This is a genomic window from Bradyrhizobium sp. USDA 336, from assembly GCF_044908355.1.
Lineage (GTDB): Bacteria > Pseudomonadota > Alphaproteobacteria > Rhizobiales > Xanthobacteraceae > Bradyrhizobium > Bradyrhizobium yuanmingense.
This window is the reverse complement of the sequence record NZ_JBIYDC010000002.1, coordinates 6,759,606-6,781,606: the sequence shown is the minus strand read 5'-3', so window position 1 is coordinate 6,781,606 and position 22,001 is coordinate 6,759,606. Positions and strand designations below refer to the sequence as shown.

At 65.1% G+C, this 22,001-nt stretch carries 20 protein-coding genes and 1 pseudogene; 14 read left to right on the top strand and 7 right to left on the bottom strand.

Annotated features, from left to right (window positions below; all coding sequences use genetic code 11):
* The first annotated feature begins 33 nt into the window (after positions 1 to 33).
* On the top strand, positions 34 to 1,317 hold the full coding sequence (locus ABIA45_RS32755; RefSeq protein ID WP_404654832.1) for a glycerate kinase: 1,284 nt from the start codon (positions 34 to 36) through the stop codon (positions 1,315 to 1,317).
* A gap of 31 nt (positions 1,318 to 1,348) precedes the next feature.
* Here the strand turns inward: ABIA45_RS32755 and ABIA45_RS32750 are convergent, their stop codons facing one another.
* The gene (locus tag ABIA45_RS32750) at positions 1,349 to 1,840 is read right to left on the bottom strand and encodes a MarR family winged helix-turn-helix transcriptional regulator (RefSeq protein ID WP_404655786.1); all 492 of its coding nucleotides are present in this window, start codon (positions 1,838 to 1,840) and stop codon (positions 1,349 to 1,351) included.
* A gap of 192 nt (positions 1,841 to 2,032) precedes the next feature.
* On the opposite strand from ABIA45_RS32750, the gene ABIA45_RS32745 reads away from it, so the two are divergent.
* From ABIA45_RS32745 to ABIA45_RS32735, 3 genes are read left to right on the top strand one after another with little or no spacing between them, the layout of a single operon-like run.
* The gene (locus tag ABIA45_RS32745; protein WP_271542811.1) at positions 2,033 to 3,073 is read left to right on the top strand and encodes a branched-chain amino acid ABC transporter permease; all 1,041 of its coding nucleotides are present in this window, start codon (positions 2,033 to 2,035) and stop codon (positions 3,071 to 3,073) included.
* A gap of 5 nt (positions 3,074 to 3,078) precedes the next feature.
* The gene (locus ABIA45_RS32740; protein ID WP_404654831.1) at positions 3,079 to 4,848 is read left to right on the top strand and encodes an ATP-binding cassette domain-containing protein; all 1,770 of its coding nucleotides are present in this window, start codon (positions 3,079 to 3,081) and stop codon (positions 4,846 to 4,848) included.
* Positions 4,845 to 5,576, top strand: coding sequence for an ABC transporter ATP-binding protein (locus ABIA45_RS32735; RefSeq protein WP_404654830.1), 732 nt, complete (start codon positions 4,845 to 4,847; stop codon positions 5,574 to 5,576). The genes ABIA45_RS32740 and ABIA45_RS32735 overlap by 4 nt, the downstream gene beginning before the upstream one ends.
* A gap of 181 nt (positions 5,577 to 5,757) precedes the next feature.
* On the opposite strand, the gene ABIA45_RS32730 is transcribed toward ABIA45_RS32735, so the two are convergent.
* Positions 5,758 to 6,390 carry a pyridoxamine 5'-phosphate oxidase family protein gene (locus ABIA45_RS32730; protein WP_404654829.1) on the bottom strand — a complete coding sequence of 211 codons (633 nt, stop codon included), beginning with the start codon at positions 6,388 to 6,390 and terminating at the stop codon, positions 5,758 to 5,760.
* A 121-nt stretch (positions 6,391 to 6,511) separates the two neighbouring features.
* Here ABIA45_RS32730 and ABIA45_RS32725 point away from each other — a divergent pair, with 121 nt between their 5' ends.
* Complete coding sequence (locus tag ABIA45_RS32725) at positions 6,512 to 7,396, top strand: LysR family transcriptional regulator (protein WP_404546436.1); 885 nt, start codon at positions 6,512 to 6,514, stop codon at positions 7,394 to 7,396.
* A 114-nt stretch (positions 7,397 to 7,510) separates the two neighbouring features.
* Here the strand turns inward: ABIA45_RS32725 and ABIA45_RS32720 are convergent, their stop codons facing one another.
* On the bottom strand, positions 7,511 to 7,930 hold the full coding sequence (locus tag ABIA45_RS32720; protein WP_035997915.1) for a PaaI family thioesterase: 420 nt from the start codon (positions 7,928 to 7,930) through the stop codon (positions 7,511 to 7,513).
* Positions 7,931 to 8,344: 414 nt separating this feature from the next.
* Between ABIA45_RS32720 and ABIA45_RS32715 the strand changes: the two genes are divergently transcribed.
* The 4 genes from ABIA45_RS32715 (at position 8,345) to ABIA45_RS32700 (ending at position 12,069) form a co-directional block, all read left to right on the top strand.
* Positions 8,345 to 9,361: a TRAP transporter substrate-binding protein gene (locus tag ABIA45_RS32715; protein ID WP_404654828.1), complete on the top strand. Its 1,017-nt coding sequence runs from the start codon at positions 8,345 to 8,347 to the stop codon at positions 9,359 to 9,361.
* A gap of 210 nt (positions 9,362 to 9,571) precedes the next feature.
* The gene (locus ABIA45_RS32710; RefSeq protein ID WP_035997911.1) at positions 9,572 to 10,081 is read left to right on the top strand and encodes a TRAP transporter small permease; all 510 of its coding nucleotides are present in this window, start codon (positions 9,572 to 9,574) and stop codon (positions 10,079 to 10,081) included.
* Positions 10,082 to 10,083: 2 nt separating this feature from the next.
* On the top strand, positions 10,084 to 11,403 hold the full coding sequence (locus tag ABIA45_RS32705; protein WP_157283672.1) for a TRAP transporter large permease: 1,320 nt from the start codon (positions 10,084 to 10,086) through the stop codon (positions 11,401 to 11,403).
* A 204-nt stretch (positions 11,404 to 11,607) separates the two neighbouring features.
* Positions 11,608 to 12,069 carry a DUF3237 domain-containing protein gene (locus ABIA45_RS32700; RefSeq protein ID WP_275497871.1) on the top strand — a complete coding sequence of 154 codons (462 nt, stop codon included), beginning with the start codon at positions 11,608 to 11,610 and terminating at the stop codon, positions 12,067 to 12,069.
* 83 nt (positions 12,070 to 12,152) lie between these two features.
* Here the strand turns inward: ABIA45_RS32700 and ABIA45_RS32695 are convergent, their stop codons facing one another.
* The 3 genes from ABIA45_RS32695 to ABIA45_RS32685 form a co-directional block, all read right to left on the bottom strand.
* The gene (locus ABIA45_RS32695; protein WP_025033895.1) at positions 12,153 to 12,359 is read right to left on the bottom strand and encodes a hypothetical protein; all 207 of its coding nucleotides are present in this window, start codon (positions 12,357 to 12,359) and stop codon (positions 12,153 to 12,155) included.
* Positions 12,360 to 12,478: 119 nt separating this feature from the next.
* Positions 12,479 to 12,754: a YiaA/YiaB family inner membrane protein gene (locus ABIA45_RS32690; RefSeq protein ID WP_035997898.1), complete on the bottom strand. Its 276-nt coding sequence runs from the start codon at positions 12,752 to 12,754 to the stop codon at positions 12,479 to 12,481.
* Between the two features lie 52 nt (positions 12,755 to 12,806).
* Entirely contained in the window at positions 12,807 to 13,502 is a 696-nt protein-coding gene (locus ABIA45_RS32685) for a PspA/IM30 family protein (protein WP_404654827.1), read from the bottom strand.
* 103 nt (positions 13,503 to 13,605) lie between these two features.
* Between ABIA45_RS32685 and ABIA45_RS32680 the strand changes: the two genes are divergently transcribed.
* The 4 genes and pseudogenes from ABIA45_RS32680 (at position 13,606) to ABIA45_RS32665 (ending at position 18,896) form a co-directional block, all read left to right on the top strand.
* The gene (locus ABIA45_RS32680) at positions 13,606 to 14,235 is read left to right on the top strand and encodes a TetR/AcrR family transcriptional regulator (protein ID WP_271542805.1); all 630 of its coding nucleotides are present in this window, start codon (positions 13,606 to 13,608) and stop codon (positions 14,233 to 14,235) included.
* 69 nt (positions 14,236 to 14,304) lie between these two features.
* Positions 14,305 to 15,758: pseudogene (gene hydA, locus ABIA45_RS32675) on the top strand (dihydropyrimidinase).
* A gap of 118 nt (positions 15,759 to 15,876) precedes the next feature.
* The gene (locus ABIA45_RS32670; protein WP_157282801.1) at positions 15,877 to 17,148 is read left to right on the top strand and encodes a DUF892 family protein; all 1,272 of its coding nucleotides are present in this window, start codon (positions 15,877 to 15,879) and stop codon (positions 17,146 to 17,148) included.
* A 125-nt stretch (positions 17,149 to 17,273) separates the two neighbouring features.
* Positions 17,274 to 18,896: an ABC transporter substrate-binding protein gene (locus ABIA45_RS32665; protein WP_404654826.1), complete on the top strand. Its 1,623-nt coding sequence runs from the start codon at positions 17,274 to 17,276 to the stop codon at positions 18,894 to 18,896.
* On the opposite strand, the gene ABIA45_RS32660 is transcribed toward ABIA45_RS32665, so the two are convergent.
* Positions 18,891 to 20,297, bottom strand: coding sequence for a glycoside hydrolase family 3 N-terminal domain-containing protein (locus ABIA45_RS32660; RefSeq protein WP_404655784.1), 1,407 nt, complete (start codon positions 20,295 to 20,297; stop codon positions 18,891 to 18,893). The two genes, ABIA45_RS32665 and ABIA45_RS32660, sit on opposite strands and share 6 nt — an antisense overlap.
* 188 nt (positions 20,298 to 20,485) lie before the next feature.
* Between ABIA45_RS32660 and ABIA45_RS32655 the strand changes: the two genes are divergently transcribed.
* Positions 20,486 to 21,988 (top strand): DUF4153 domain-containing protein, encoded by a 1,503-nt coding sequence (locus tag ABIA45_RS32655; protein ID WP_404654825.1) that lies wholly within the window; start codon positions 20,486 to 20,488, stop codon positions 21,986 to 21,988.
* Positions 21,989 to 22,001 lie beyond the last annotated feature (13 nt).

The following is a 22,001-nucleotide window of genomic DNA, read 5'->3' as shown; positions in this document are numbered from 1 at the left end:
GCCGCCAGTCCAGTCTGCGCAAGGCCATTGTCCATGACCGACCGACGTCCCCTGCTCCGCGCGCTCTACGACACTGCCGTTGCTGCCGCCCATCCGGGCGTGGTGCTGGCCCCTCACCTGCGGCCTGCGCCCAGGGGGCGCGTGATCTGCCTTGCGGCCGGCAAGGGCGCCGGCGCGATGGCTGCGGCCGCGGAGCGGCATTATCTCGATGCGCTGGGATTGGCGCCGGAGCGCCTCGTCGGCATCGCCACCACGCGCCACGGCTACGGCGTGCCGACGCGCAGCATTCGCGTGGTCGAGGCCGGTCATCCCGTGCCTGACGAAGCGGGCCTGAAGGGCGCGGCCGACACGCTCGCGCTCGCGGGCGAGGCCGGGCCGGACGACCTGCTGCTGGTGCTGCTCACCGGCGGCGGCTCGGCCAACTGGATCGCGCCGGTGGACGGCATCAGCTTCGCGCAGAAGCAGGCGGTCAACAAGGCGCTGCTGCGTTCGGGCGCGCCGATCGGCGAGATGAACGTCGTGCGCAAGCACCTGTCGCGGATCAAGGGCGGCCGTCTCGCCCGCGCCGGCAGCAACGCCGCGGAAATCGTGACGCTCGCGATCTCCGACGTGCCGCATGACGATCCGTCCGCGATCGCCTCCGGCCCCACCGTGCCCGATCCGACCACGCTGGCGGATGCGCGCGCGATCGTGGCGAAATACAGGCTCGACATCGACGATGCGGTACGCCGCGCGCTCAACGATCCCAACAACGAGAGCTGCAAGCCGGGCGACGCCGCCTTTGCGCGCGCCTCGTTCGAGCTGATCGCGCGGCCCAAGCAGTCGCTGGACGCTGCGGTCAAGCTCGCGCGCGAGGCCGGCTACGAGACCATCGATCTCGGCGCCGATCTCGAAGGCGAGGCGCGCGAGGTGGCCGCCGATCACGCCAGGCTGGCGCTTGAGGCACGCAGCCAGGGCAAGCGCGTCGCGATTCTCTCCGGCGGCGAGCTCACGGTCACCGTGCGCGGCAACGGGCGCGGCGGGCCGAACCAGGAATACGCGCTAGCGCTGGCCTCGCTCTTGAAGGACACTTCCGGCATCGCCGCGCTGGCCGGCGACACCGACGGCGCCGATGGCGGCGCGGGCCACCCGACCGACCCCGCCGGCGCGCTGATCGATGCGGCGACGTTCGCGAAGATGAAGGCGCTGGGGCTCGAGCCGCAGGCCTATCTCGACAACAACGACGCCACCACGTTCTTCGAGGCGACCGGCGACCTGCTGCAGCCCGGCCCGACGCTGACCAACGTGAACGACATCAGGGTGATTTTGGTGGATTGACGTTCGCTTACCCTCCCCTGGAGGGTAAGAGTCAAAACTCGTTGGCGATCTTCGCGAGCATCCCGATCAGGGCTTCGCGGTTGGCCTGGCCGAGCAAGTCGTTCAGCCGGGCCTCGTGCTTGGTGGCGACGAGCTTCTTGGCGCGCGCCAGCACGGCCTTGCCCTTGTCGGTCAAGACCAGGATGTGCGAGCGCCGGTCGTTGGTGGAGCGGATCCGCGCGCAGAGGTCGCGGCTCTCCAGATTGTCGAGCATGGCCACGAAGTTCGGCCTGAGGATGCCGAGCGTGGAGGCGATCTCGGTCTGGTTACGGCCGGGGTTTTTCTCGACCAGCAGCAGCACCGAGAACTGCGCCGGCGTCAGCTGGAGCGAGGCCATGCAGCGCAGGAAATTCTCGAACACCTTGAGCTGTGCACGTTTCAGGACATAGCCCAGCTGCTCGGAAAGCTCGCCGAGTTGGAGGGCCTCCGCCTGCGTCCTTGCGGCCCTTGGCCGGGTCGGCCGGCTTGTCGGAGGACTTTTCAGCGGTTTTGGAAACGGTCATCGCCTCGTGCTCGTAATCCCGCTAAATTCCGGGGCGGGTCGTTCCCACCCTTGAAGTTATATTTGATAATTGTTATGGACCATACCAAATATCGCCTGCGTTTTTCAATGGCTGTGAGCGGACCGTCCACCGCAATCGAGGGGACCGGTCCGGATTAGGGGGAGCGTCCGGTCTTGAATACCACCATCATGCTGTTCCTGGTGCAGGACGGCATCACCAATGGCGCGATCTATGCGCTGCTCGGCCTGGCGCTGGTGCTGGTGTTCGCCGTCACCCGGGTCATCCTCATTCCCCAGGGCGAATTCGTCACCTATGGCGCGCTGACCTATGCCTCGCTGGCCGCCGGCCAGATGCCGGGCACGGCAAAGCTGGCGCTGGCGCTCGGCATCGGCGCGTTCGGCTTCGACCTGTTCGTGGCGCGCAAGGCGCTGCACGGGCGGCTGGTCGTTCGCAGCTTCATCGCCAACGTCGTGCTGCCGGCGATCGTGCTGGCGCTGACCCTGTCGCTCGCGGCGCAGAAACCGCCGGTCGCGGTCTGCATCGCGCTGTCGCTGGTGATCGTGGCGATGATCGGCCTCTATCTCTACCGCATCGCCTTCCAGCCGCTGGCGCACACTTCGGTGCTAGTACTGCTGATCGCCTCCGTCGGCGTCCACCTCGCGCTGCAGGGCCTCGGCCTGTTGTTCTTCGGAGCCGAAGGCCAGCGCGGGCCTGCCGTGCTGTCCGGCGCCTTCACCGCCGGCGCATTGCGCTTCACCGGCCAGAGCATCACCGTCTATGCCATCACCATCGCCTTCATCGTCGCGCTCTGGCTGTTCTTCGGCCTGACGCTCTATGGCAAGGCGCTGCGCGCGACCGCGGTCAACCGGCTCGGGGCGCGGCTTGCCGGCATCCGCACCACGCTGTCGGGCCAGATCGCCTTCCTGCTGGCCTCCGTGATCGGCGCACTCTCGGGCATCCTGATCGTGCCGATCACGACACTGTATTACGACTCCGGCTTCCTGATCGGGCTGAAGGGCTTCGTTGCCGCGATCATCGGCGGCCTCGTCAGCTATCCCCTCACCGCCGTCGCGGCGCTGGTGGTCGGCATCGTCGAGGCGTTCTCGTCCTTCTATGCCTCCAACTACAAGGAGGTGATCGTCTTCATGCTGCTGATTCCCGTGCTGCTGCTGCGCTCGCTCGCCGCGCCCGCGGTCGAGGAAGAGAAGGACTGAGCCCGATGCAGAGCCGGCTTCCTATCCTCGTCTTTGCGATTCTCATGGCGGCGATCCCGCTCATCCCGGGCGTGCCCCCGTTCTGGATCGTGCTGCTCGACAATATCGGCCTTGCCGCGCTGGTCGCGATGGGCCTCGTGCTGCTGACCGGCGTCGGCGGCCTCACCTCGTTCGGCCAGGCCGCCTTCGTCGGCTTCGGCGCCTACACCACCGCCGTGCTGACGACGGCCTATGGCCTGTCGCCCTGGCTGACGCTGCCGCTGTCGCTTCTGGTCAGCGGCTCGCTCGCGGTGCTGCTCGGGCTGATCACCGTGCGCCTCTCGGGGCATTACCTGCCGCTCGGCACGATCGCCTGGGGGCTTGGGCTGTTCTACCTGTTCAGCAAGCTGGAGTTTCTGGGACGCAACGACGGCATCTCGGCGATCCCGCCGCTGTCGATCGGTGCCTTCAAGATGCTCTCGCCCGGCTCGATCTATTACGCGATCTGGGTCGCCGTGATCCTCTCGGCCCTGCTGACGATGAACCTCTTGGACTCCCGCACCGGCCGCGCCATCCGCGCGCTGCGCCGCGGCCATGTCGCCGCCGAAGCGTTCGGCGTCCACACGCCGCGCGCTAAGCTGCTGGTGTTCATCCACGCCGCGGTGCTCGCGGGCCTATCCGGGTGGCTCTACGCTCATTTCCAGCGCGCGGTGAACCCGACGCCGTTCGGCGCGCATATGGGCATCGAATATCTCTTCATCGCGGTGGTCGGCGGCGCCGGCTATGTCTGGGGCGGCGTGCTGGGCGCCGCGATCGTCGTGATCCTGAAAGAGGTGCTGCAGAGCTATCTGCCGTTGATCCTGCCCGGCTCCGGCCAGGTCGAGACCATCGTGTTCGGCATCATGCTGGTGGCGCTGCTGCAGCTTGCGCCCGGCGGCCTCTGGCCCTGGCTGATGTCGTTCTTCCCCGAGCGCACCGACGGCAAGAAGCCGGACACCTCGCTGAAGCTGGAGCATCGCACCCGCGCGCCGGCCGAGACCGGCGTTCTGCTTCAGGTCGAGAAGGCGCGAAAGCAGTTTGGCGGCGTGGTCGCGGTGAACAACGTGTCCTTCGACGTGCAGGCCCGCGAGATCGTCGCGCTGATCGGCCCGAACGGCGCCGGCAAGAGCACGACCTTCAACCTGATTACCGGGGTGCTGTCGGCAACCTCGGGCTCGATCTCGGTGCTCGGCAGGAAGGTCGACAATGCGCCGCCGCAGGAGATCGTCAAGCTCGGTATCAGCAGGACCTTCCAGCACGTCAAGCTCGTCCCCGACATGACCGTGCTGGAGAACGTCGCGATCGGCGCACATTTGCGCGGCCATTCCGGCCCAATCTCCTCGATGCTGCGGCTCGACCGCGCTGACGAGGCCAAGCTGCTCGCCGAGGCCGCCCGCCAGATCGAGCGCGTCGGCCTCGCCGAGCAGATGCACCAGCTGGCAGGCTCGCTCTCGCTCGGCCAGCAGCGCATCGTCGAGATCGCCCGCGCGCTCTGCGTCGATCCGATGCTGCTGCTGCTCGACGAGCCGGCAGCCGGACTGCGCCACATGGAAAAGCAACGGCTGGCCGCACTGCTCCGCGAGCTGCGCGACGGCGGCATGTCCGTCCTTTTGGTCGAGCACGACATGGGCTTCGTGATGAACCTTGCCGACCGCATCGTGGTGCTCGATTTCGGCACCAAGATCGCGGAGGGCACGCCGGCGACGATCAAGACCAATCCCGAAGTGATCAAGGCATATCTCGGAGTAGCGGCATGAGCACGCTGTTATCCGTCACCGACGCGCATGTCGCCTATGGCAAGGTCGAGGCGGTGCGATCGGTCTCGCTCGAGGTCGGCAGCAACGAGATCGTCACCATCGTCGGCGCCAACGGCGCCGGCAAGACCACGCTGCTCTCGGCCATCATGGGCATCCTGCCGCTGAAGGGCCGCGTCGCCTTTGCCGGCCAGGATCTCGCCCGCCTCGAGATTGAGGATCGTGTCGCGATGGGCCTCGGGCTCGTTCCCGAGCATCGCGAATTGTTCGTGACCATGAATGTCGAGGACAATCTCGAGCTGGGCGCGTTCCGGATCGAGCGCAGCAAGGCCAAAGCCTCGATGGAGCGGGTCTATGCGCTGTTTCCGCGGCTCAAGGAGCGGCGCAAGCAGCTCGCCGGAACGCTCTCCGGCGGCGAGCAGCAGATGCTCGCGATGGGCCGCGCGCTGATGGGCGAGCCGAAGCTCTTGATGCTGGACGAGCCGAGCCTGGGCCTTGCCCCGATCATCGTCGCCGACATCTTCCGTATCGTCACCGAGCTCCGCGCCGCCGGCGTCTCCGTGCTGCTGGTCGAGCAGAACGCGCAGGCCGCGCTGAAGATCGCGGATCATGCCTATGTGATGGAGCTCGGGGAGTTCGCGCTCAGCGGCAAGGCCAGCGACATCGCGGCAAACGAGCGGGTTGCGGCAAGCTATCTCGGCTTCCAGCACGAAGGCGCGAGTGCGATTTAGTGTCGCCTACCCTCCCCTGGAGGGGGAGGGTCGCTTCGCATGTAGCGGAGCGGAATGCGAAGCGGGATGGGGTGACGGTCTCTCCGCGTCGTAGACTGCCCGTGTTGAGAGATCACCCCACCCCGCTCGCGCTTCGCGCGATCGACCCTCCCCCTCCAGGGGAGGGTAAAAGAAGAAGTGGTTACGGAGCTACACCCGCTGTCTTCTCCCCCTTCAGCGCCGCGACCTCCGCCTCCAGCTCGGCGATCCTCGCATCCCTCGCCGCCAGCGCCGCGGCAACATCGCTTGCATCAAACTTCTGCGGTATGTGCTGCGGGCAGTTGGTGTCCCAGGCTGCGATCTTGAAGAGGATCACCTGCTCGGGCCGGGCGCGGTAGCCTTTCGGCATCAGTGACGTGGTCAGCGCTTCGTCGTCCTCGACCACGCGCGCCTCGCCCCAGATCTTCACACGGCGGCGGTGGGCGTAGTCCATCACGAAGATGTAGGCCTTGGGATTCTCCGAGAGATTTCCTTGCGTGATGAACTGCTGGTTGCCGGCGTAGTCGGCGAAGGCGAGCGTCTGCTTGTCCAGCACCTTGAGAAAGCCCTTCGGCCCGCCGCGGTGCTGGATATAAGGCTGGCCGTCGGCTGAAGCCGTGGCGAAATAGAAGCTGTTGGCGTCGGCCAGGAACGCGGCGAGATTGTCGTCGACCTCGGTGCGCCAGCCGCGCTGCTCGCTGCGCGCATAGGCCTCGCGCGAGCCCTTGCGCGCCTGGATCGTCTTCACCGCCGGCGAAAAGGCCACGTCGCTGGCATAAGTATCAATTGCCGTCATCGGAACGTCTCCTGAAATTCCGGCGCATTGCTGCGTCTTCCGCGCCTAATCTGGGCCCTTCGGCGTCTAAAACAATTGAGCAGCTTGACACTTCATCATTGCGATATATGCAATAATGTCCATGGACCGCCTGGAAGCCATGCAAGTCTTCGTCACGGTCGCCGACCTGCGCGGCTTTGCGCCGGCCGCACGCAAACTGCGGCTGTCGCCGTCGGCGGTGACGCGGATGATCGCGGCGCTGGAGGAGCATCTCGGCGCGCGGCTGCTGCAGCGGACCACGCGGCAGGTGGCGCTGACCGACGTCGGCACGCGCTATCTGGAGCGCGCGCGGCGCATCCTCGCCGATGTCGAGGAGGCCGACGGCTCGGCGCGGGAGGAGCGCCATCGGCCGAGCGGGCGCCTCGTCGTGTCCGCGCCGGTCGGCTTCGGCCGCCTGCATGTCGGGCCGGTCATGACCGCCTATCTCAAGCGCTATCCCGAGGTCACGGCCGAGCTCAGGCTGTCCGACCATCTCGTCAACCTCGTCGAGGACGCCGTCGATGCCGCGGTGCGGATCGGCCATCTCGCCGATTCCTCGCTTGTCGCACGCCAGGTCGGCGAGATGCGACGGATCGTGGTGGCCGCGCCCGGTTATCTCAAGCGCAACGGCGAGCCGAAGACGCCGGAAGCGCTCGCCACGCACCAGACCATCCAGTTCGGCCCCTGGTCCGAATGGCGTTTCCTGCGCGACGGCCGCGATATCGGGCTGCCGCTGTCGCCTCGCTTCATCAGCAACAGCGCCGACGCCGCCCTGCAATATGCCGAGGCCGGCGGCGGCGTGACGCGGGTGCTGGCCTATCAGGCCGCCGAGGGCCTGAAGGGCGGACGCCTGAAGATCGTGCTGGCGCAATACGAGCAGCCGGCGCTGCCGATCCACATCGTCTACCCGACCTCGCGCCTGCTCTCGGCCAAGGTGCGCGCGTTCGTCGATCTCGTGGTGGAGACGGCGGAGTGGAGGTTTGGGTGATCTTTTCCGTCATGGCCGGGCTTGTCCCGGCCATCCACGCGCCACCACGCATGCGGTGCCAAACACGTGGATGCCCGGGTCAAGCCCGGGCATGACAACAGAGAGAGTTGGGCCTCACCCCTTCTTCGGCACCACCCGGAACGTGCCGCTGGCCCGCGCGATCACGGCGTCGTCCGCCTTCACCAGGCACTGCGCGAAGCAGATCGTGTTCCCGGTCTTGATCGCCTCGCCTTCGACCGCGAGCCATTGGCCGATCTCGGCAGCGCCGACATAATCGACCGACAGCGAGATGGTGACGAACGACGTGGTCCAGCCAGTCGCCTGGGCGCAGCTGTAGCCCATGGCGGCGTCAGCGAGCGCCGCGATCAGCCCGCCATGGATCAGTCCGCGGGCGTTGGTGTGTGGCGTCGCCAGGCGCAGTCCGACGGTGACGCCCTTGTCGGTCTTCTTCGAATAGAGCGGCTCCCAGGGATCGGTCAGCGGGGCTTTGCGGAAATGCGGCTCGTAGCCGGCGGGGATGTCGGTGCGGGTCATGGCGGTCTCGCTTCATTGCCTTGGCTGCATTGGAAGCGAATGACGCGAGGAATGCATCACCTACAAAGCTTTAAACGGAATTTGTGCAGATGTTTGAAACGAGCCCCGCCATCGCCGCAACGGCCCGACGATTGCGACCTTTGTCCGCATACATGCTGCTTCCGATCCTGTTAGGCTTTGGTCGCAGCCTGCTTGTGGCAGAGGCTCGCAGGCGATAATTATACCATATAACGTTTGCGCAAAGGGAGGGCGGTGGTCGCCCGAGCAGCGACAAATCCATGCAACATGGCTGACGTAGATGGCGCGACACGGCGCGCCTCAGTTCCGGCTTGAACGCGCCGGCGAATTATATAACATGTTAATTAACGAGACCGGGCCAACGAAGCCCGCCGTCGCAAAAGGGAGAGACGCGTGATGAGGAAAGCCTGTCTGGCCTTGCTGCTGGCAGCAAGCGTGAGCCCTGCGCTCGCGCAGGACAAGACATTTGAGCTGAAGGTCTCGCACTGGGTGCCGGCATCGCATCCGCTGCAGAAATCGCTGGAAGACTGGGTGGCTGCGGTGAACAAGGATTCCGGCGGCACCATTACCGGCAAGGTGTTTCCGGCCCAGCAGCTCGGCAAGGCGTTCGACCATTACGACATGGCGCGCGACGGCATCGCCGACGTCACCTATGTCAATCCCGGCTACCAGCCCGGCCGCTTCCCGATCATCGGCGCCGGGGAATTGCCGTTCCTGATCTCGGATGCCAAGGGCGGCTCGATGGGCCTCGACGCGTGGTATCGCAAATATGCCGAGAAGGAGATGAAGGACGTCAAATACTGCCTCGCCTTCGTCCACTCGCCCTCCTCGTTCCATTCCCGCACCAAGAAGATCGTCAACCCCGAGGACGTGAAGGGCATGAAGATCCGCCCCGCCCACGCCACCATGGCGAACTTCGTCACCTCGCTCGGCGGCACCAACGTGCAATCCTCGGCGCCGGAAGTGCGCGACATCATCGAGCGCGGCGTCGCCGACAGCGTCACCTTCCCCTGGGGCTCACTGGTGCTGTTCGGCATCGACAAGGTGACCAAGTACGACATGGAGGCGCCGCTCTACACCACGACCTTCGTGTTCGTGATCAACAAGGACAAGTACAATGCGATGTCCGACAAGCAGAAGGCCGCGATCGACAAGAACTGCACGGTCGAGATGGCAGGCGCGGTCGGCGAGCATTGGGGCAAGTTCGAGGACGCCGGCATCGCCAAGGTGAAGGCGGAATCCAGCCATGAGGTCTACAAGCTGACGCCCGAGCAGATCGCGGCCTGGAAGAAGGCCGCCGAGCCGCTGGTCAAGACCTGGGGCGACGGCGCCAAGAAGGCCGGCGCCGAACCGGATGCGGCGCTCGCGGAGCTCAAGGCCTCGCTGAAGAAGTACAACGCGCTGGCGGAGTGACGCCCAGCAGTGGCACGCGCTCACTGCACCTCTCCCGCTTGCGGGAGAGGTCGCGCCGAAGGCGCGGGTGAGGGCTCTCTCCTCTTGGGGGTTCTCGATTGTGGAAGCACCCTCTCCCCAACCCTCCCCCCGCAAGCGGGGGAGGGAGCGCACCTCCCTCGCGGACAAACTGAACCCGGCTTCGCTGGATTTAGATAGGAATCTTCCCCCATGAAGCGCTCCTGGATGGATCGCGTGATCGATTCGATCGAATGGATCGCGGCCGGCTTCGTCGGCATCGTCGCGCTCGACATCTTCCTGTCGGTGCTGTTGCGCAACACGCTGAACTATTCGATCCCCGACAGCTTCGACATCGGCCGAATGCTGCTCGGCATCCTCATTTTCTGGGGCATCGCGGCGACCTCCTATCGCGGCACCCACATCACGGTCGACCTGGTCTGGGGCAATGTCGGGCCGCGCCATCAGCGCTGGATCGACGTGTTCGCGACCCTGGTGCTGCTGTTCGTCGTCACCGTGCAGACCTGGACGCTGTTCGACAAGGTTCGGCTGACCTACAACGACAACGTCCAGACCTTCGACCTGCACATGCCGACATGGCCATTCTTCCTCGTCGCGTGGATCGGCGACGTCTGCGCCGTGCTGCTGATCGCGATCCGCACGTACCGGCTGATCTTCCACCCCGAAGACATGCATGAACCCAAGATCAAGGTGACGGAGTAACCATGAGTACCGACGCCGTCGCCGTCATCGGCTTCGTCGCCCTGTTCGCCCTGATGCTGCTGCGCGTGCCGGTCGGCATGGCCATGGGCCTCGTCGGCGTGTGCGGCTTCAGCTATCTCGTGGGCTCGACACCGGCCCTGAAGATGGTCGGTCAGGTCACCATGCGGACCGTGACCGACTACACCTTCGGCGTCATCCCGATGTTCCTGCTGATGGGCTCCTTCGTCAGCAATTCCGGCATGAGCCGCGAGCTATTCCGCGCCGCCAACGGCTTCGTCGGACATTTGCGCGGCGGACTCGGCATTGCCACCGTCGGCGCCTGCGGCGGCTTTGCCGCAATCTGCGGCTCCTCGGTCGCGACCGCGGCGACCTTCTCCGCCGTCGCCTATCCCGAGATGCGGCGCTTCGGCTATCCGCAATCCTTCGCCACCGGCGTGATCGCGGCCGGCGGCACGCTGGGCGCGATGCTACCGCCATCCACTGTTCTTGCGGTCTACGGCATCATCACCGAGCAGGACATCGGCAAGCTGTTCATCGCCGGCATCATCCCGGGCCTGCTCGCGATGACCATGTACATGATCACGATCTCCCTGATCGGCTATTTCCGTCCCGACTTCCTGCCCAAGGGCAAGGTGACGCCGTGGCGCGAGCGCTTTGCCGGATTGAAGGAGATCTGGGCGCCGGTGCTGCTGTTCATCTTCGTCATTGGCGGCCTCTACGGACTGCCCTTCCTGCCGCGCTTCACGCCGACCGAGGCCGGCGGCGTCGGCGCGACTGGGGCCTTCATCATCGGCGTGCTGACCGGCCGCCTCGACCGCGAGAAGGTGCTGGCCTCGCTGCTGCAGGCGACGCGCACCGCGGCTGCGGTGTTCACCGTGCTGATCGGCGCGCTGATCTTCGGCTATTTCCTGACGGTGACGCAGACGCCGCAGAAGGTGACGGAATTCCTCACCGGGCTCGGCCTCGGCCCCTACGGCGTGCTGGCGCTGATCATGGTGATGTATCTCGTGCTCGGCTGCCTGATGGATGCCATGGCGATGATCATCCTGACCGTGCCGATCATCTTCCCGGTGATCATGCATCTGGGGTTCGATCCGATCTGGTTCGGCATCATCATCGTCGTGACGGTCGAGCTCGGCCTGATCACTCCGCCGGTGGGCATGAACGTCTTCGTCATAAAAAGCGTAGTGAAGGACGTCTCCTTCTCCACCATCTTCAGGGGCGTAAGCCCGTTCGTGGCAACGGACCTCGTGCGCCTCGTGATCCTGATCGCCTTGCCGCTGCTGGCGACCTGGCTGCCGACGCGCATGATGGCGCATTAGCTTGGCGAAGACCGTTACTTGCCCTCCCCTGGAGGGGGAGGGTCGATCGCGCATAGCGCGAGCGCGGTGGGGTGACGGTCTCTCCACATTGAAGACTGCCCGAGCGGAGAGATCACCCCACCCCGGCGCTTCGCGCCGACCCTCCCCCTCCAGGGGAGGGTAAGACGCGGTATCGTTCGTCATGGTCAATTAAGAGGTGAAGCGATGACCACCCCGACCCTCGAAACCAAATACGTCTTCACCATCACCGCGCGGATCGGCGACGTCGTGACCGCGGGCGAGACCGGAATCGGCGTCCGCCGGATCATTCCGATCATCGGCGGCGAGGTGACGGGCGCGGTCAGCGGAAAGGTGCTCCCCTTCGGCGCCGACTTCCAGACCATCCGGCCCAACGAGCTGATCGATCTCGAAGCGAAATACGCCTTCGAGACCGAGGACGGTGCGACCGTCTACGTCGAGAACAGAGGTATGCGCTTCGGCCCGGTCGAGCTGTTGCAAAAGCTCAAGCGCGGCGAGCCGGTCGATCCGAAACTGATCTATTTCCGCACCGTGCCGAGGTTCGAGACCGGGCACGAAAAGTACCGCTGGCTGATGGAGCACATCTTCGTGGCGTCTGCGGCGCGCCATGCGGATCGCGTCGTGATCGACGTGCATCAGGTGATGTGAGGGAGAGGCCGTAGGGCCTCTAGCCGGATCGCGCCGGACGATGCTGCGCATCGCCGGGGGCGACCCGGATGAGGTGAAGACGCCTACAACGTCTCTTGCTTATGCCCGCAGTTCTTGCAGGCGAACTTGACGCGGGTCTGGCCCTTCTCCGCCTGCACCCGGTTCGGCGCTCCGCACTTGCCGCAGACGGCCTCGATGCGGGTCGTGCCCTGCTTGACCACGATGGTCTTCTTTTCCATCGATTCGCGGATCAGGCGCTCGGCCTCCTCGCGCAGGGATTGTTTCGACAAAGCTAGTCTCCGCCTCTGGAAAGCGCGAGAGCCATATCGCACCTGCACGCGAAGCACAATGCACCCTGCCTGCCGCGCGCGCCCCTGTCGCCCCAGAGGGCGCGCTGCGACCGTTCGCCTTACGCCGCCTTGGAGACCTCCATCAGCAGCCGCTCGGCCTTGGCATCCTCGATGCGGTTCACGAGGCGGCTGCTCTCATGATTGTCGCGCACGGTCTTGGTCAGGGTGACGCAGGTCTGGATCATCATCACGATCCCCATGGTGAGATAACCCTTCATCCAGAGGTCGATCGGCAGGAAGAAGATGCCGATGGCAACGAGGAAGGCGGACGCTGCGAAGGACGCGTAGGTGAAGCTCACCCAGGCACCGCTGTGGGGCTGGCCGTTCTGGTTCATGATAGTCTCCTGTCGATTGGAATGATGATGGTGTTCGGGTTCGAACTTGAGATCAGGCCGCCGGCATGCGCCTGGACTTCAACCGCGCCAGCACGTCGTCTGCGGTCGTCTTGAGCCGCGGGCCGAAGCCCTGCTCGGCGAGTCGTTCGGCGGTGGCGAGCGGACCGGTGGCCGCGTCGAGCTCGACCAGGGCATCGTCGGCCGCTTGCGCCTCCATCTGCCGCTCGCGCAGACGCTTCAAGGTCCCCTCCGCCTCCGGCAATGTCGATTCATAGGGGCGCGCGGCCTCGATGCCGCTGCGGCGAAGCGAGCGCACCGCTTCCGAGGCGCGGGCGATGCGGCGGCCGCGATCGAGCTCGGTGATGCGGGCCTGCGCGTTGGCGACGTGGCGCTTCAGCCGCGCGATCTCGGTCGCGAACAGCGCGCGCGCCGTCATGGCCGCATCGCGATCGGCCTCCAGCGCCGCAATGGCTTCGGCGGCCTCCTTGGCGAGGTCCTCGCGGCCGCCATCCAGCGCCGCAACGGCACGGGTTTCAAGATCGGCGATGCGCGCATTCGTGGCCTCGAGCTTGCGGCCTTCCTGCTGGTCCTGCGCGATCGCCAGCGCCAGCGTGCGCTTGCTGCGCTCGACGGCTGCGGCCGCATCGCGCATCTGCTGGTCCAGGATCAGAAGGGCGGTGCGGTCTTCCAGTTCCTCGCCCGCAGCGGCGACGCTGCCGCGGAAGAGGGTCACGACGGTCTTGAACATTGGTTGCTCCCTGTCTATGAGCGTTGCTCACAAAAGCTTTGTAGCAGGAAACGTGAACATCGTTCAATATTATTTTGAGCGGCGCTCACAAACTTGATTAAGAATGACTAAGGCCTTGGAACGGCGAGAGAAATTGCGCGACGCCCTGATCCAGGCGGCAGAACAGATGATCGCCGAGCGGGGGTTGGCAGGTCTGAAGACGCGCGATTTGGCCCGCGAGATCGGCTGTGCCAATGGCGCGGTCTATAATCTCGTCGCTGATGTCGACGAACTGATCCTGCGGGTCGGCTCGCGCACGCTGCTCCGGCTCGACGAGGCGCTGACTCTCGCAACAAATGCCGGCGAGCCATCGCCACGGGAATCCCTGGTCCGCATCGCCCTCGCCTATTGCGATTTCGCCGCCGAAAACCTCCAGCTCTGGCGCGCGCTGTTCGAGCACCGGATGGAGACGGGCAAGCTGGTGCCGGACTGGTCCGTGCACGACCAGATGCAGCTGTTCCGTCATATCTACCAGCCGCTGGCCGCGCTGTTTCCTGGGCGCAGCCCGGAGGAACTCGGCATCACCGCACGCAGCCTGTTCTCGGCCGTGCATGGCATGGTGGCGCTCGGGCTGGAGCAGAAGCTGGTGGCCGTGCCGCTGCCGGCGCTGCGCAAGGAGATCACGGGCCTCGTGCGTGCGATGATCGACGGGCTGATCGCGCACGACGTGAAAGGAGCGGCGGCAGCTGACTAAAATTTCACCTGTCGCATCGCCAGTCGCGCGCTTAGCCTTCGAGCCGTCCCTCACCTCTCGGAGCACCTCATGCCCCTCCTCATCCGCGGCGGCACCGTCGTCAATCACGATCATTCGCGCCGCGCGGACGTGCTGATCGACGGCGAGACCATCGTCGCGATCGGCGCAGCGCTCGATGCGCCGACGGGTAGCGAGGTCATCGATGCAGGGGGCGCCTATGTCATCCCGGGCGGGATCGATCCGCACACCCATCTCGAAATGCCGTTCATGGGCACCGTCACCGCCGACGATTTCGAATCCGGAACCAAGGCGGCGCTGAGCGGCGGCACCACCATGGTGGTGGATTTCTGCCTGCCCGATCCCGGCCAATCCATGCTGGCAGCGTATCAGGAGTGGCGGCACAAATCCGAGAAAGCGGCCGGCGATTACGGCTTCCACATGGCGGTGACGTCATGGTCGAAGCAAATCCATGACGAGATGGAGATTGTGGTCAAAACCTACGGCATCAACACCTTCAAGCATTTCATGGCCTACAAGGGCGCGCTGTGGTGAACGACGACGAGCTCTACAACTCGTTCGCGCGTTGCGCCCATCTCGGCGCCATACCGGTTGTCCATGCGGAGAACGGCGACGTCGTCGCCCTGATGCAGGACGCCCTGATCGCGCGCGGCGTCACGGGGCCGGAAGGGCACGCCTATTCGCGGCCGCCGGAGGTCGAGGGCGAAGCCACCAACCGCGCCATCATGATCGCCGACATGACCGGCACGCCGGTCTATATCGTGCATACCAGCAGCCGCGAGGCGCATGAGGCCATCGCGCGGGCACGCGCCGCCGGCAAGCGCGTCTATGGCGAGCCCCTGATCCAGCATCTGCTGCTGGACGAGCGTGAATATCAGAACAAGGACTGGGATCATGCCGCACAGCGCGTGATGTCGCCGCCGTTCCGCGACAAACAGCATCAGGACAGCCTCTGGGCCGGCCTGCAAGCCGGCTCGCTCCAGGTGGTTGCGACCGATCATTGCGCCTTCACCACCGAGCAGAAGCGGTTCGGGCGCGGCGATTTCAGGAAGATCCCGAACGGCACCGGCGGCCTCGAAGATCGCCTGGCGCTGCTCTGGACCGCGGGCGTCGCCACGGGGCGGCTGACCAAAGAGGAATTCGTCGCGGTGACCTCGGCGAACATCGCCCGCATCCTCAACATCTATCCGCGCAAGGGCGCGATCGCCGTGGGTTCGGATGCCGATATCGTGGTGTGGGATCCCAAGGCGAGCAAGACCATCAGTGCCAAGCGGCAGATGAGCCGGATCGATTACAACGTGTTCGAGGGTTTTGCCTGCACCGGCGGTGCGGCCGCGACGCTATCGCGCGGCCGTATCGTCTGGAAGGATGGCGATCTGCGCGCCGAGGCCGGCGATGGGCGATACGTCGAACGTCCCGCATTCTCGCCGGTGCATGTGGCAAACTCGGCCTGGAAGGAACTGACGGCTCCGCGCGCCGTCGCACGCGGTGCGGTGACGCCGTAAGCCATCGCGCTCCCTGGCAGACATCCGGGCAACGACAGCCTCGATCTCGGAGAGACTTAGGAACGAACGGCTGGAGGCCTCGTTGTCGCGTAGTTTCTCTCCAGCACGCGAGTCTCCCATGTATCACCACGTCAAGAAGCTGATGTTCACCGTGCGCGTCGACGAGCCCGATCCGCGCTTCGGCAATATGCTCCTGGAGCAGTTCGGCGGCGCCAACGGCGAACTTGCGGCTGCGATGCAATATTCGATTCAAGGGTTGAATTGCGAGGATCCCGACCGCAAGGACCTCTTGATGGATATCGGCACCGAAGAGCTCAGCCATCTCGAGGTCGTCGGTTGCCTCGCCCGGATGCATCTTGCGCCCTCGCGGAACGACCGCCAGGCGGCAGAGGCCGATCCTCTGATCGCGATTGCCGGCGGAGGCGGCGTCAATCTGTTCAACTCGCAAGGCAATCCCTGGACCGCGGACTATCTCAAGATCACGGGCGAGCTCGACGTCGATCTCCGCAGCAACATCGCCGCCGAAGCGCGTGCCAAGATCGTCTACGAGCGCCTGATCAATTTTTGCGACGATGCCGGCAGCAAGGACGCGCTGCAATTCCTGATGACGCGCGAGATCACGCATATGAAGGCGTTCGCGCGCGCACTCGAGAGCCTGTCGAAGCCGGCCTTCAGCATCGGCCGGATCGCGCCGACGCCCGGCCTCGTGAACCAGTACTTCAACGATTCCACCGGCAGCGGCGACCACGGCGAAATCGATACCCGCGGCCCCTGGAACGAGGGCGAGGACTGGGTGTTCACGGAATCGCCTGCGCTGCAATCCGCCGATCCGGGCGCGGCCACCCCGATCGTCGCGGAGAGCTCACCGCCTGTCGACGAGGCCGGCCTGACCGATCTGCTGCTCCATGAGCTGCGTGACATCCTCCATGCCGAGAAGCAGCTGACGAAGGCGCTCCCGAAGATGGCGCAGTCCGCCCGCTTCGACCAGTTGCGGGAACTGTTCGAGCAGCATCTGGCCGAGACCGAAAACCAGGTCGAGCGCATCAACGAGTGCTTCGAGCTGCTCGGCGAGAACGCGCGCGCCAAGCCTTGCAAGGGCATGATGGGCCTGATCGAGGAAGGCCAGGAGGTCATGAAGGAAAGCCAAGAGAAGGAGGATGCAGCCGCCGACCTCGCGCTGATCTCTGCGGCGCAACGTGTCGAGCATTACGAGATGGCCGGCTACACCACCGCGCGCAACCTCGCGCAGCAGCTGCGCCACAGCGCGATCGTCGCCCTGCTCTCCAAATCTCTCGCCGAGGAAGAGAATGCCGACCTCCTGCTCAACCAGGTCGCGCGATCGCTGATGTCGGTGGCGAAGATGCCCGCCGCGCTGGAGCAGGCCGAGTAGTCCGCGCCGACGCGCAACACCTATCAACCCACGCCGCCTCGCGTTCGCGGGGCGGCTTGGTGCTTCCTGGCTGTGGCATACAGCTTGCCTCTCGATGCCGGACAATTCCGGAACGGGAGGCACCCTTGAGCATTTCACCCCTCGATTTGAACCGCCGCAGCGTCGTGCTCGGCGGCCTCGGTGTCGCCGGAATGGCAGCCTTTGCTCCACGCCTCGCCTGGGCGCAGGGGCGCAGCGAAACGCTGCTGGTGGTGCAGGAGCTCGGGCCGAACTCGCTGGACATGCAGGGCGTCGGCTCCAACCAGACCGTGAACGGCCTGTCCTGGAATTGCTACGATCGCCTGCTCACCTACGCCTCCAAGACACTGCCGGATGGCACGTTGTCGTATGACCGCGAGAAGCTCGCGCCCGAGCTCGCCTCGAGCTGGGAGGTCGCCGCCGACGGCATGTCCTGCACCTTCAAGCTTCGCAGGGACGCCAAATTCCACGACGGCACGCCTGTGACCGCCAAGGACGTCAAATGGTCGTTTGACCGCGCCGTGAAGGTCGGCGGGTTTCCGACCTTCCAGATGTCGGCGGGATCGCTGGAGAAGCCGGAGCAGTTCGTGGTGGTCGACGACCACACTTTCCGTATCGACTATGTCCGCAAGGACAAGATGCTGCTGTTCAACGTCGCCGTCGTCGTGCCCTTCATCATCAATTCCGAGCTCGCCAGGAAGAACGCGACGCCGGAAGACCCGTGGGCGCTGGCCTGGCTGAAGAACAACGAGGCCGGCGGCGGCGCCTACAAGATCGAGAGCTGGAAGCCGGGCAGCGAGACCGTGCTGACGCGCTTCGACGACTGGAAGAGCGGGCCGCTGCCGAAAGTGAAGCGCGTGATCGCCCGCGACGTTCCCTCCGCCGGCACGCGCCGTGCCATGCTGGAGCGGGGCGATGCGGATATCTCCAGCGGCTTTGCACCACGCGATTTCGAGCAGATCATCAGGGAGGGCAAGGTCAAGGTCTCGGGCGTGCCGATCCCGAACGCGCTGTGGTACGTCGCGCTGAACACCGCGAAGCCGCCATTCGACAATGTCAGGCTCCGTCAGGCCATCGCGTGGGCCATGCCCTACGAGCAGATCCAGACCAGCGCCTTCTTCGGCCGCGCCGTTCCCATGTATGGCGGCGCCGCCGAAGTCTCAAAGCCGGTGTGGCCGCAGCCGTTTCCTTACGTCACCGATCTCGACAAGGCCAAGGCGCTCCTGAAGGAAGCGGGCTTCGAATCCGGCCTGGAGACGACGTTGTCGCTCGACACCGGTACCGCCACCGTCGGCGAGCCGACCGCGATCCTGATCCAGGAGAATCTCGCCAAGATCGGCATCAAGGCGGGAATCGAAAAGATTCCCGGCGCGAACTGGCGTACGACGCTGAACAAGAAAGAGCTGCCGCTCGCGCTCAACCGCTTCAGCGGCTGGCTCGATTATCCCGAATATTACTTCTACTGGAATTTCCACGGCAACAACTCGATCTTCAACATCTCCTCGTACAAGAACAAGGAGATGGACGCCCTGATCGACAAAGCGCGCTTCACCACCGATGCCGCCGAGTACGACAAGACCGTGAAGGATTTCATCGCGCTCTGTATGCGCGACGTCCCCGTGGTTCCGCTCAACCAGCCGATCCACGACGTTGCCATGCAAAAGGGCATCTCCGGCTACGAATTCTGGTTTCACCGTGAACCGGACTACCGCCAGTTCGCGAAATCATAGCTTGGCGGCCAGAGAGCTCGAAATGTTCTCATCGTCATGGCCGGGCTTGTCCCGGCCATCCACGCCTTGCCTCTCTGCACCAAAAACGTGGATGCCCGGGACAAGCCCGGGCATGACGAGACGCTTCAGTCGCGCCTGACTCGCGTGCAGCATCGCCGCGTCGAGCCTGCCCTGTCGCGATCCTTCCAGGACGCAGGCAAAGACACGGTAGAACTGCGCGCCGTCATAGGCGACCAGCAGCAGATCGACGCCGGCATTGATCGCCTCGACCGCGGCCTTGCAGACGTCGTTCTGGTAGATCGCGCCCATGATGAGGTCGTCGGTCATCACCACGCCCTGGTAACCCCACGTCCCACGAATGATCCCCTCGACGACGCGCTTCGAATGCGAGGCGGCGCGATCGGGATCGACGGCTGTGAGCGTGACGTGGCCGACCATGAGGGCGCTGCGCGAACGCGACAGCACCTCGCGGAACGGGAGCCAGTCGGTTGCCTCCAGCTCCTTCACCGGCGTGTCGAGATTGGCGCTGAAATGATGCGTGTCGGCGCGCACGCGGCCAATGCCGGGAAAATGCTTGAGCGTGGCGCCGACGCCCGTCTCTTCCAGCCCGCGCACATACGCGCTCGCGATGGTGCTGACGACGGCGGGATCGCTCGCTATCGCGCGCTTGCCGATCAGCGTGTGGAAATCGAGACGGTTGCGCCGCGCCGGCGGCTTGAGGTCGAGCACCGGGGCGAGATTGAGGTTGACGCCGACGTGGGCGAGCTCGCGGCCGTGGATGCGGCCGAACTCCTCGGCCTTGGCCTGCTGCTCATCGGAAGCCAGCCCCGTCAGCGTTGCCAGCGCCGGCACCTTCGTCAGCGGCGGCGCAAGATGCCCGACGATGCCGCCTTCCTGATCGGCGGCGACGATCAGTGGCGGCAGGCCGGCCGCGCGCCTGAGATCCTGCAGCGCCGCGATCTCCGCCCGCAACGTCTCGATGGCGCGGCCGCGGATATTGTGCCGGGTGACATAGACGCCGCCGATCAGCCCCTTCTCGGCAAGACGCGCGACCTCGGGAAAGGAGGAATAGCCGACCATGAAGTGCGGCCCGAGCTGCCGCGCCTCGGCGGCGCTGGCGTTGAGAACGTCGTGCTTGCGCAGCTCGAACTTCAGATGTGCAGCCGACATCAAGAGCGGCGGCAGGCACCAGAGAACGACGAGCGCCTTGCCGGCGATGGTGCGCCAGCGACCTCCCCACAGCAAAAGAGCGACGATTGCGATGCTTGCGACGACAAGGGAGATGTTTCCGGCGCCACGCAGCACGAGCAGATAGGGATCGTTCTTGTTCGCGGCGACAAATGCAGCGAGCGGCGCGGCGAGCCAGAGCAGGACGAGACCGATGCGGTTGAGCAATTGCATGATGCACCAGGTGCGATGGGCGATGAATGTTTCGCACCTAGCAAAGCGAATCGCGCTGCGCGAGAGGCAAAAGCGCGCCTGCACGAAAACTGCAAAAAACTCCTGAAGCCGTGCAGACGATGATCCCGCCGTCTGCACAAGTGCCGTTCAGAATTCGTGATGCCACCATTCACGGAGACTCTCTGGACATGACGAGCCTGGCTTCGACGACGGACATCCAACCGATCAGGCCTTCTGCGCTGTCGGCCAAGCTCGCAGTGGCGCTGCTGCTGGCTGGGCTCGCCGACTGGCTGTTCTATGGTCAGCGGATCGGGCTGTCGCTGACGCTGTTTGCGCTCGCGACCGCCTGCGTGTCGGTGCTGTTCAATCACGCGACCCTGGACTGGCGGCGGGCGATGATCAGCGGCGCGATCCTTGTGCTCGGCCTTGTGCCGGCCATGGAAGAGCTCAACACGCTGTCCTTCCTGATCCTCGTCGCGTCGCTGACGATTGCGCTGTTGCTTGCGACCAATCCCGATACGACCGGGCTCACCGACCGCGCCCGCGCGCTGCGCAATTTCCTCCTGCTCGGTCCCTTCAGGTTCTTCCTCGATGCGCCCCAGGCCTTCAACATGTCGGCGCTCACCCGCGGCATCGCGCTCTGGCTGATGCCCGCGGCGCTCGGCACCGTCTTCATCGCCCTGTTCGCCGCCGCCAATCCGGTGATCGAGCAATGGGTGTCGCTGCTCAATCCCAAGGTCATGTTCGACCATATCAACATGTGGCGCGTCCTGTTCTGGACCTTGATGCTGGCTCTGGTCTGGCCGTTCATCCATGTGAGCTGGCGGCGCAAGACGATAGACATCGCCCCCGTGGCCGAAGGCCCCGTGCCACCGCCGCTGCCGCCCATGGTCTCGGCGGAATTTCTCGGCCCCTCCACCATCCTGCGCTCGCTGATCCTGTTCAACCTGCTGTTCGCGGCGCAGTCCATTCTCGACGGCATCTATCTCTGGGGCCACGTGGCGCTGCCCGACAACATGACTTATGCGACCTACTCCCATCGCGGCGCCTATCCGCTGATCGCGACCGCCCTCCTCGCCGCTGCCTTCGTGCTGGTGGCGATGCGTCCGGGCGGGCCGGCCGAAAAGTCGAGAGTGATCCGGCCGCTGGTCTATCTCTGGGTTGGACAGAACGTGCTGCTGGTCGTCTCCTCCATCCGCCGGCTCGATCTCTATGTCGACATCTACATGCTGACCTATTGGCGGATTGCAGCGTTCGTCTGGATGGGGCTGGTGGCGCTCGGCCTGATCCTGATCGTCGCGCGCATCGTGCTCGACAGGTCCAACCAATGGCTGATCGGCGCCAATCTCGCCGCGCTGACGATCGTGCTCTACGGCTGCTCGCTCGTGAACTTCGACGCCTTCATCGCCGACTACAATGTCACCCATAGCCGGGAAGCGTCGGGAAAAGGCGTGCAGATCGACATCGATTATCTCATGACGCTCGGACCGCAGGCGGTGCCCGCCATCGACAAGGCGTTCGCGCTGCGGCCCGCCGCCAGGGAGGGCTGCCTTGTGCCCCGCCGCGACCTCCTTGTAGAACAGCTGCGTCAGGATCTGGCCTGGCGAAGCTGGAGCTTTCGCGACTGGCGGCTCCAGCGCAGGCTGGGCGCCCAGGCAAGAGCTCAGGCCGGCAGCCAGCCGGAGAGCTGACGAGGACACGGAG

Bases quoted from the DNA above. Each gene is read 5' to 3' on its own strand.
- ABIA45_RS32755 (WP_404654832.1), top strand. From the start codon at position 34: ATGACCGACCGACGTCCCCTGCTCCGCGCGCTCTACGACACTGCCGTT.
- ABIA45_RS32740 (WP_404654831.1), top strand. From the start codon at position 3,079: ATGCAGAGCCGGCTTCCTATCCTCGTCTTTGCGATTCTCATGGCGGCG.
- ABIA45_RS32735 (WP_404654830.1), top strand. From the start codon at position 4,845: ATGAGCACGCTGTTATCCGTCACCGACGCGCATGTCGCCTATGGCAAG.
- ABIA45_RS32730 (WP_404654829.1), bottom strand. From the start codon at position 6,390: ATGACGGCAATTGATACTTATGCCAGCGACGTGGCCTTTTCGCCGGCG.
- ABIA45_RS32725 (WP_404546436.1), top strand. From the start codon at position 6,512: ATGGACCGCCTGGAAGCCATGCAAGTCTTCGTCACGGTCGCCGACCTG.
- ABIA45_RS32720 (WP_035997915.1), bottom strand. From the start codon at position 7,930: ATGACCCGCACCGACATCCCCGCCGGCTACGAGCCGCATTTCCGCAAA.
- ABIA45_RS32715 (WP_404654828.1), top strand. From the start codon at position 8,345: ATGAGGAAAGCCTGTCTGGCCTTGCTGCTGGCAGCAAGCGTGAGCCCT.
- ABIA45_RS32710 (WP_035997911.1), top strand. From the start codon at position 9,572: ATGAAGCGCTCCTGGATGGATCGCGTGATCGATTCGATCGAATGGATC.
- ABIA45_RS32705 (WP_157283672.1), top strand. From the start codon at position 10,084: ATGAGTACCGACGCCGTCGCCGTCATCGGCTTCGTCGCCCTGTTCGCC.
- ABIA45_RS32700 (WP_275497871.1), top strand. From the start codon at position 11,608: ATGACCACCCCGACCCTCGAAACCAAATACGTCTTCACCATCACCGCG.
- ABIA45_RS32690 (WP_035997898.1), bottom strand. From the start codon at position 12,754: ATGAACCAGAACGGCCAGCCCCACAGCGGTGCCTGGGTGAGCTTCACC.
- ABIA45_RS32685 (WP_404654827.1), bottom strand. From the start codon at position 13,502: ATGTTCAAGACCGTCGTGACCCTCTTCCGCGGCAGCGTCGCCGCTGCG.
- ABIA45_RS32680 (WP_271542805.1), top strand. From the start codon at position 13,606: ATGACTAAGGCCTTGGAACGGCGAGAGAAATTGCGCGACGCCCTGATC.
- ABIA45_RS32670 (WP_157282801.1), top strand. From the start codon at position 15,877: ATGTATCACCACGTCAAGAAGCTGATGTTCACCGTGCGCGTCGACGAG.
- ABIA45_RS32660 (WP_404655784.1), bottom strand. From the start codon at position 20,297: ATGCAATTGCTCAACCGCATCGGTCTCGTCCTGCTCTGGCTCGCCGCG.
- ABIA45_RS32655 (WP_404654825.1), top strand. From the start codon at position 20,486: ATGACGAGCCTGGCTTCGACGACGGACATCCAACCGATCAGGCCTTCT.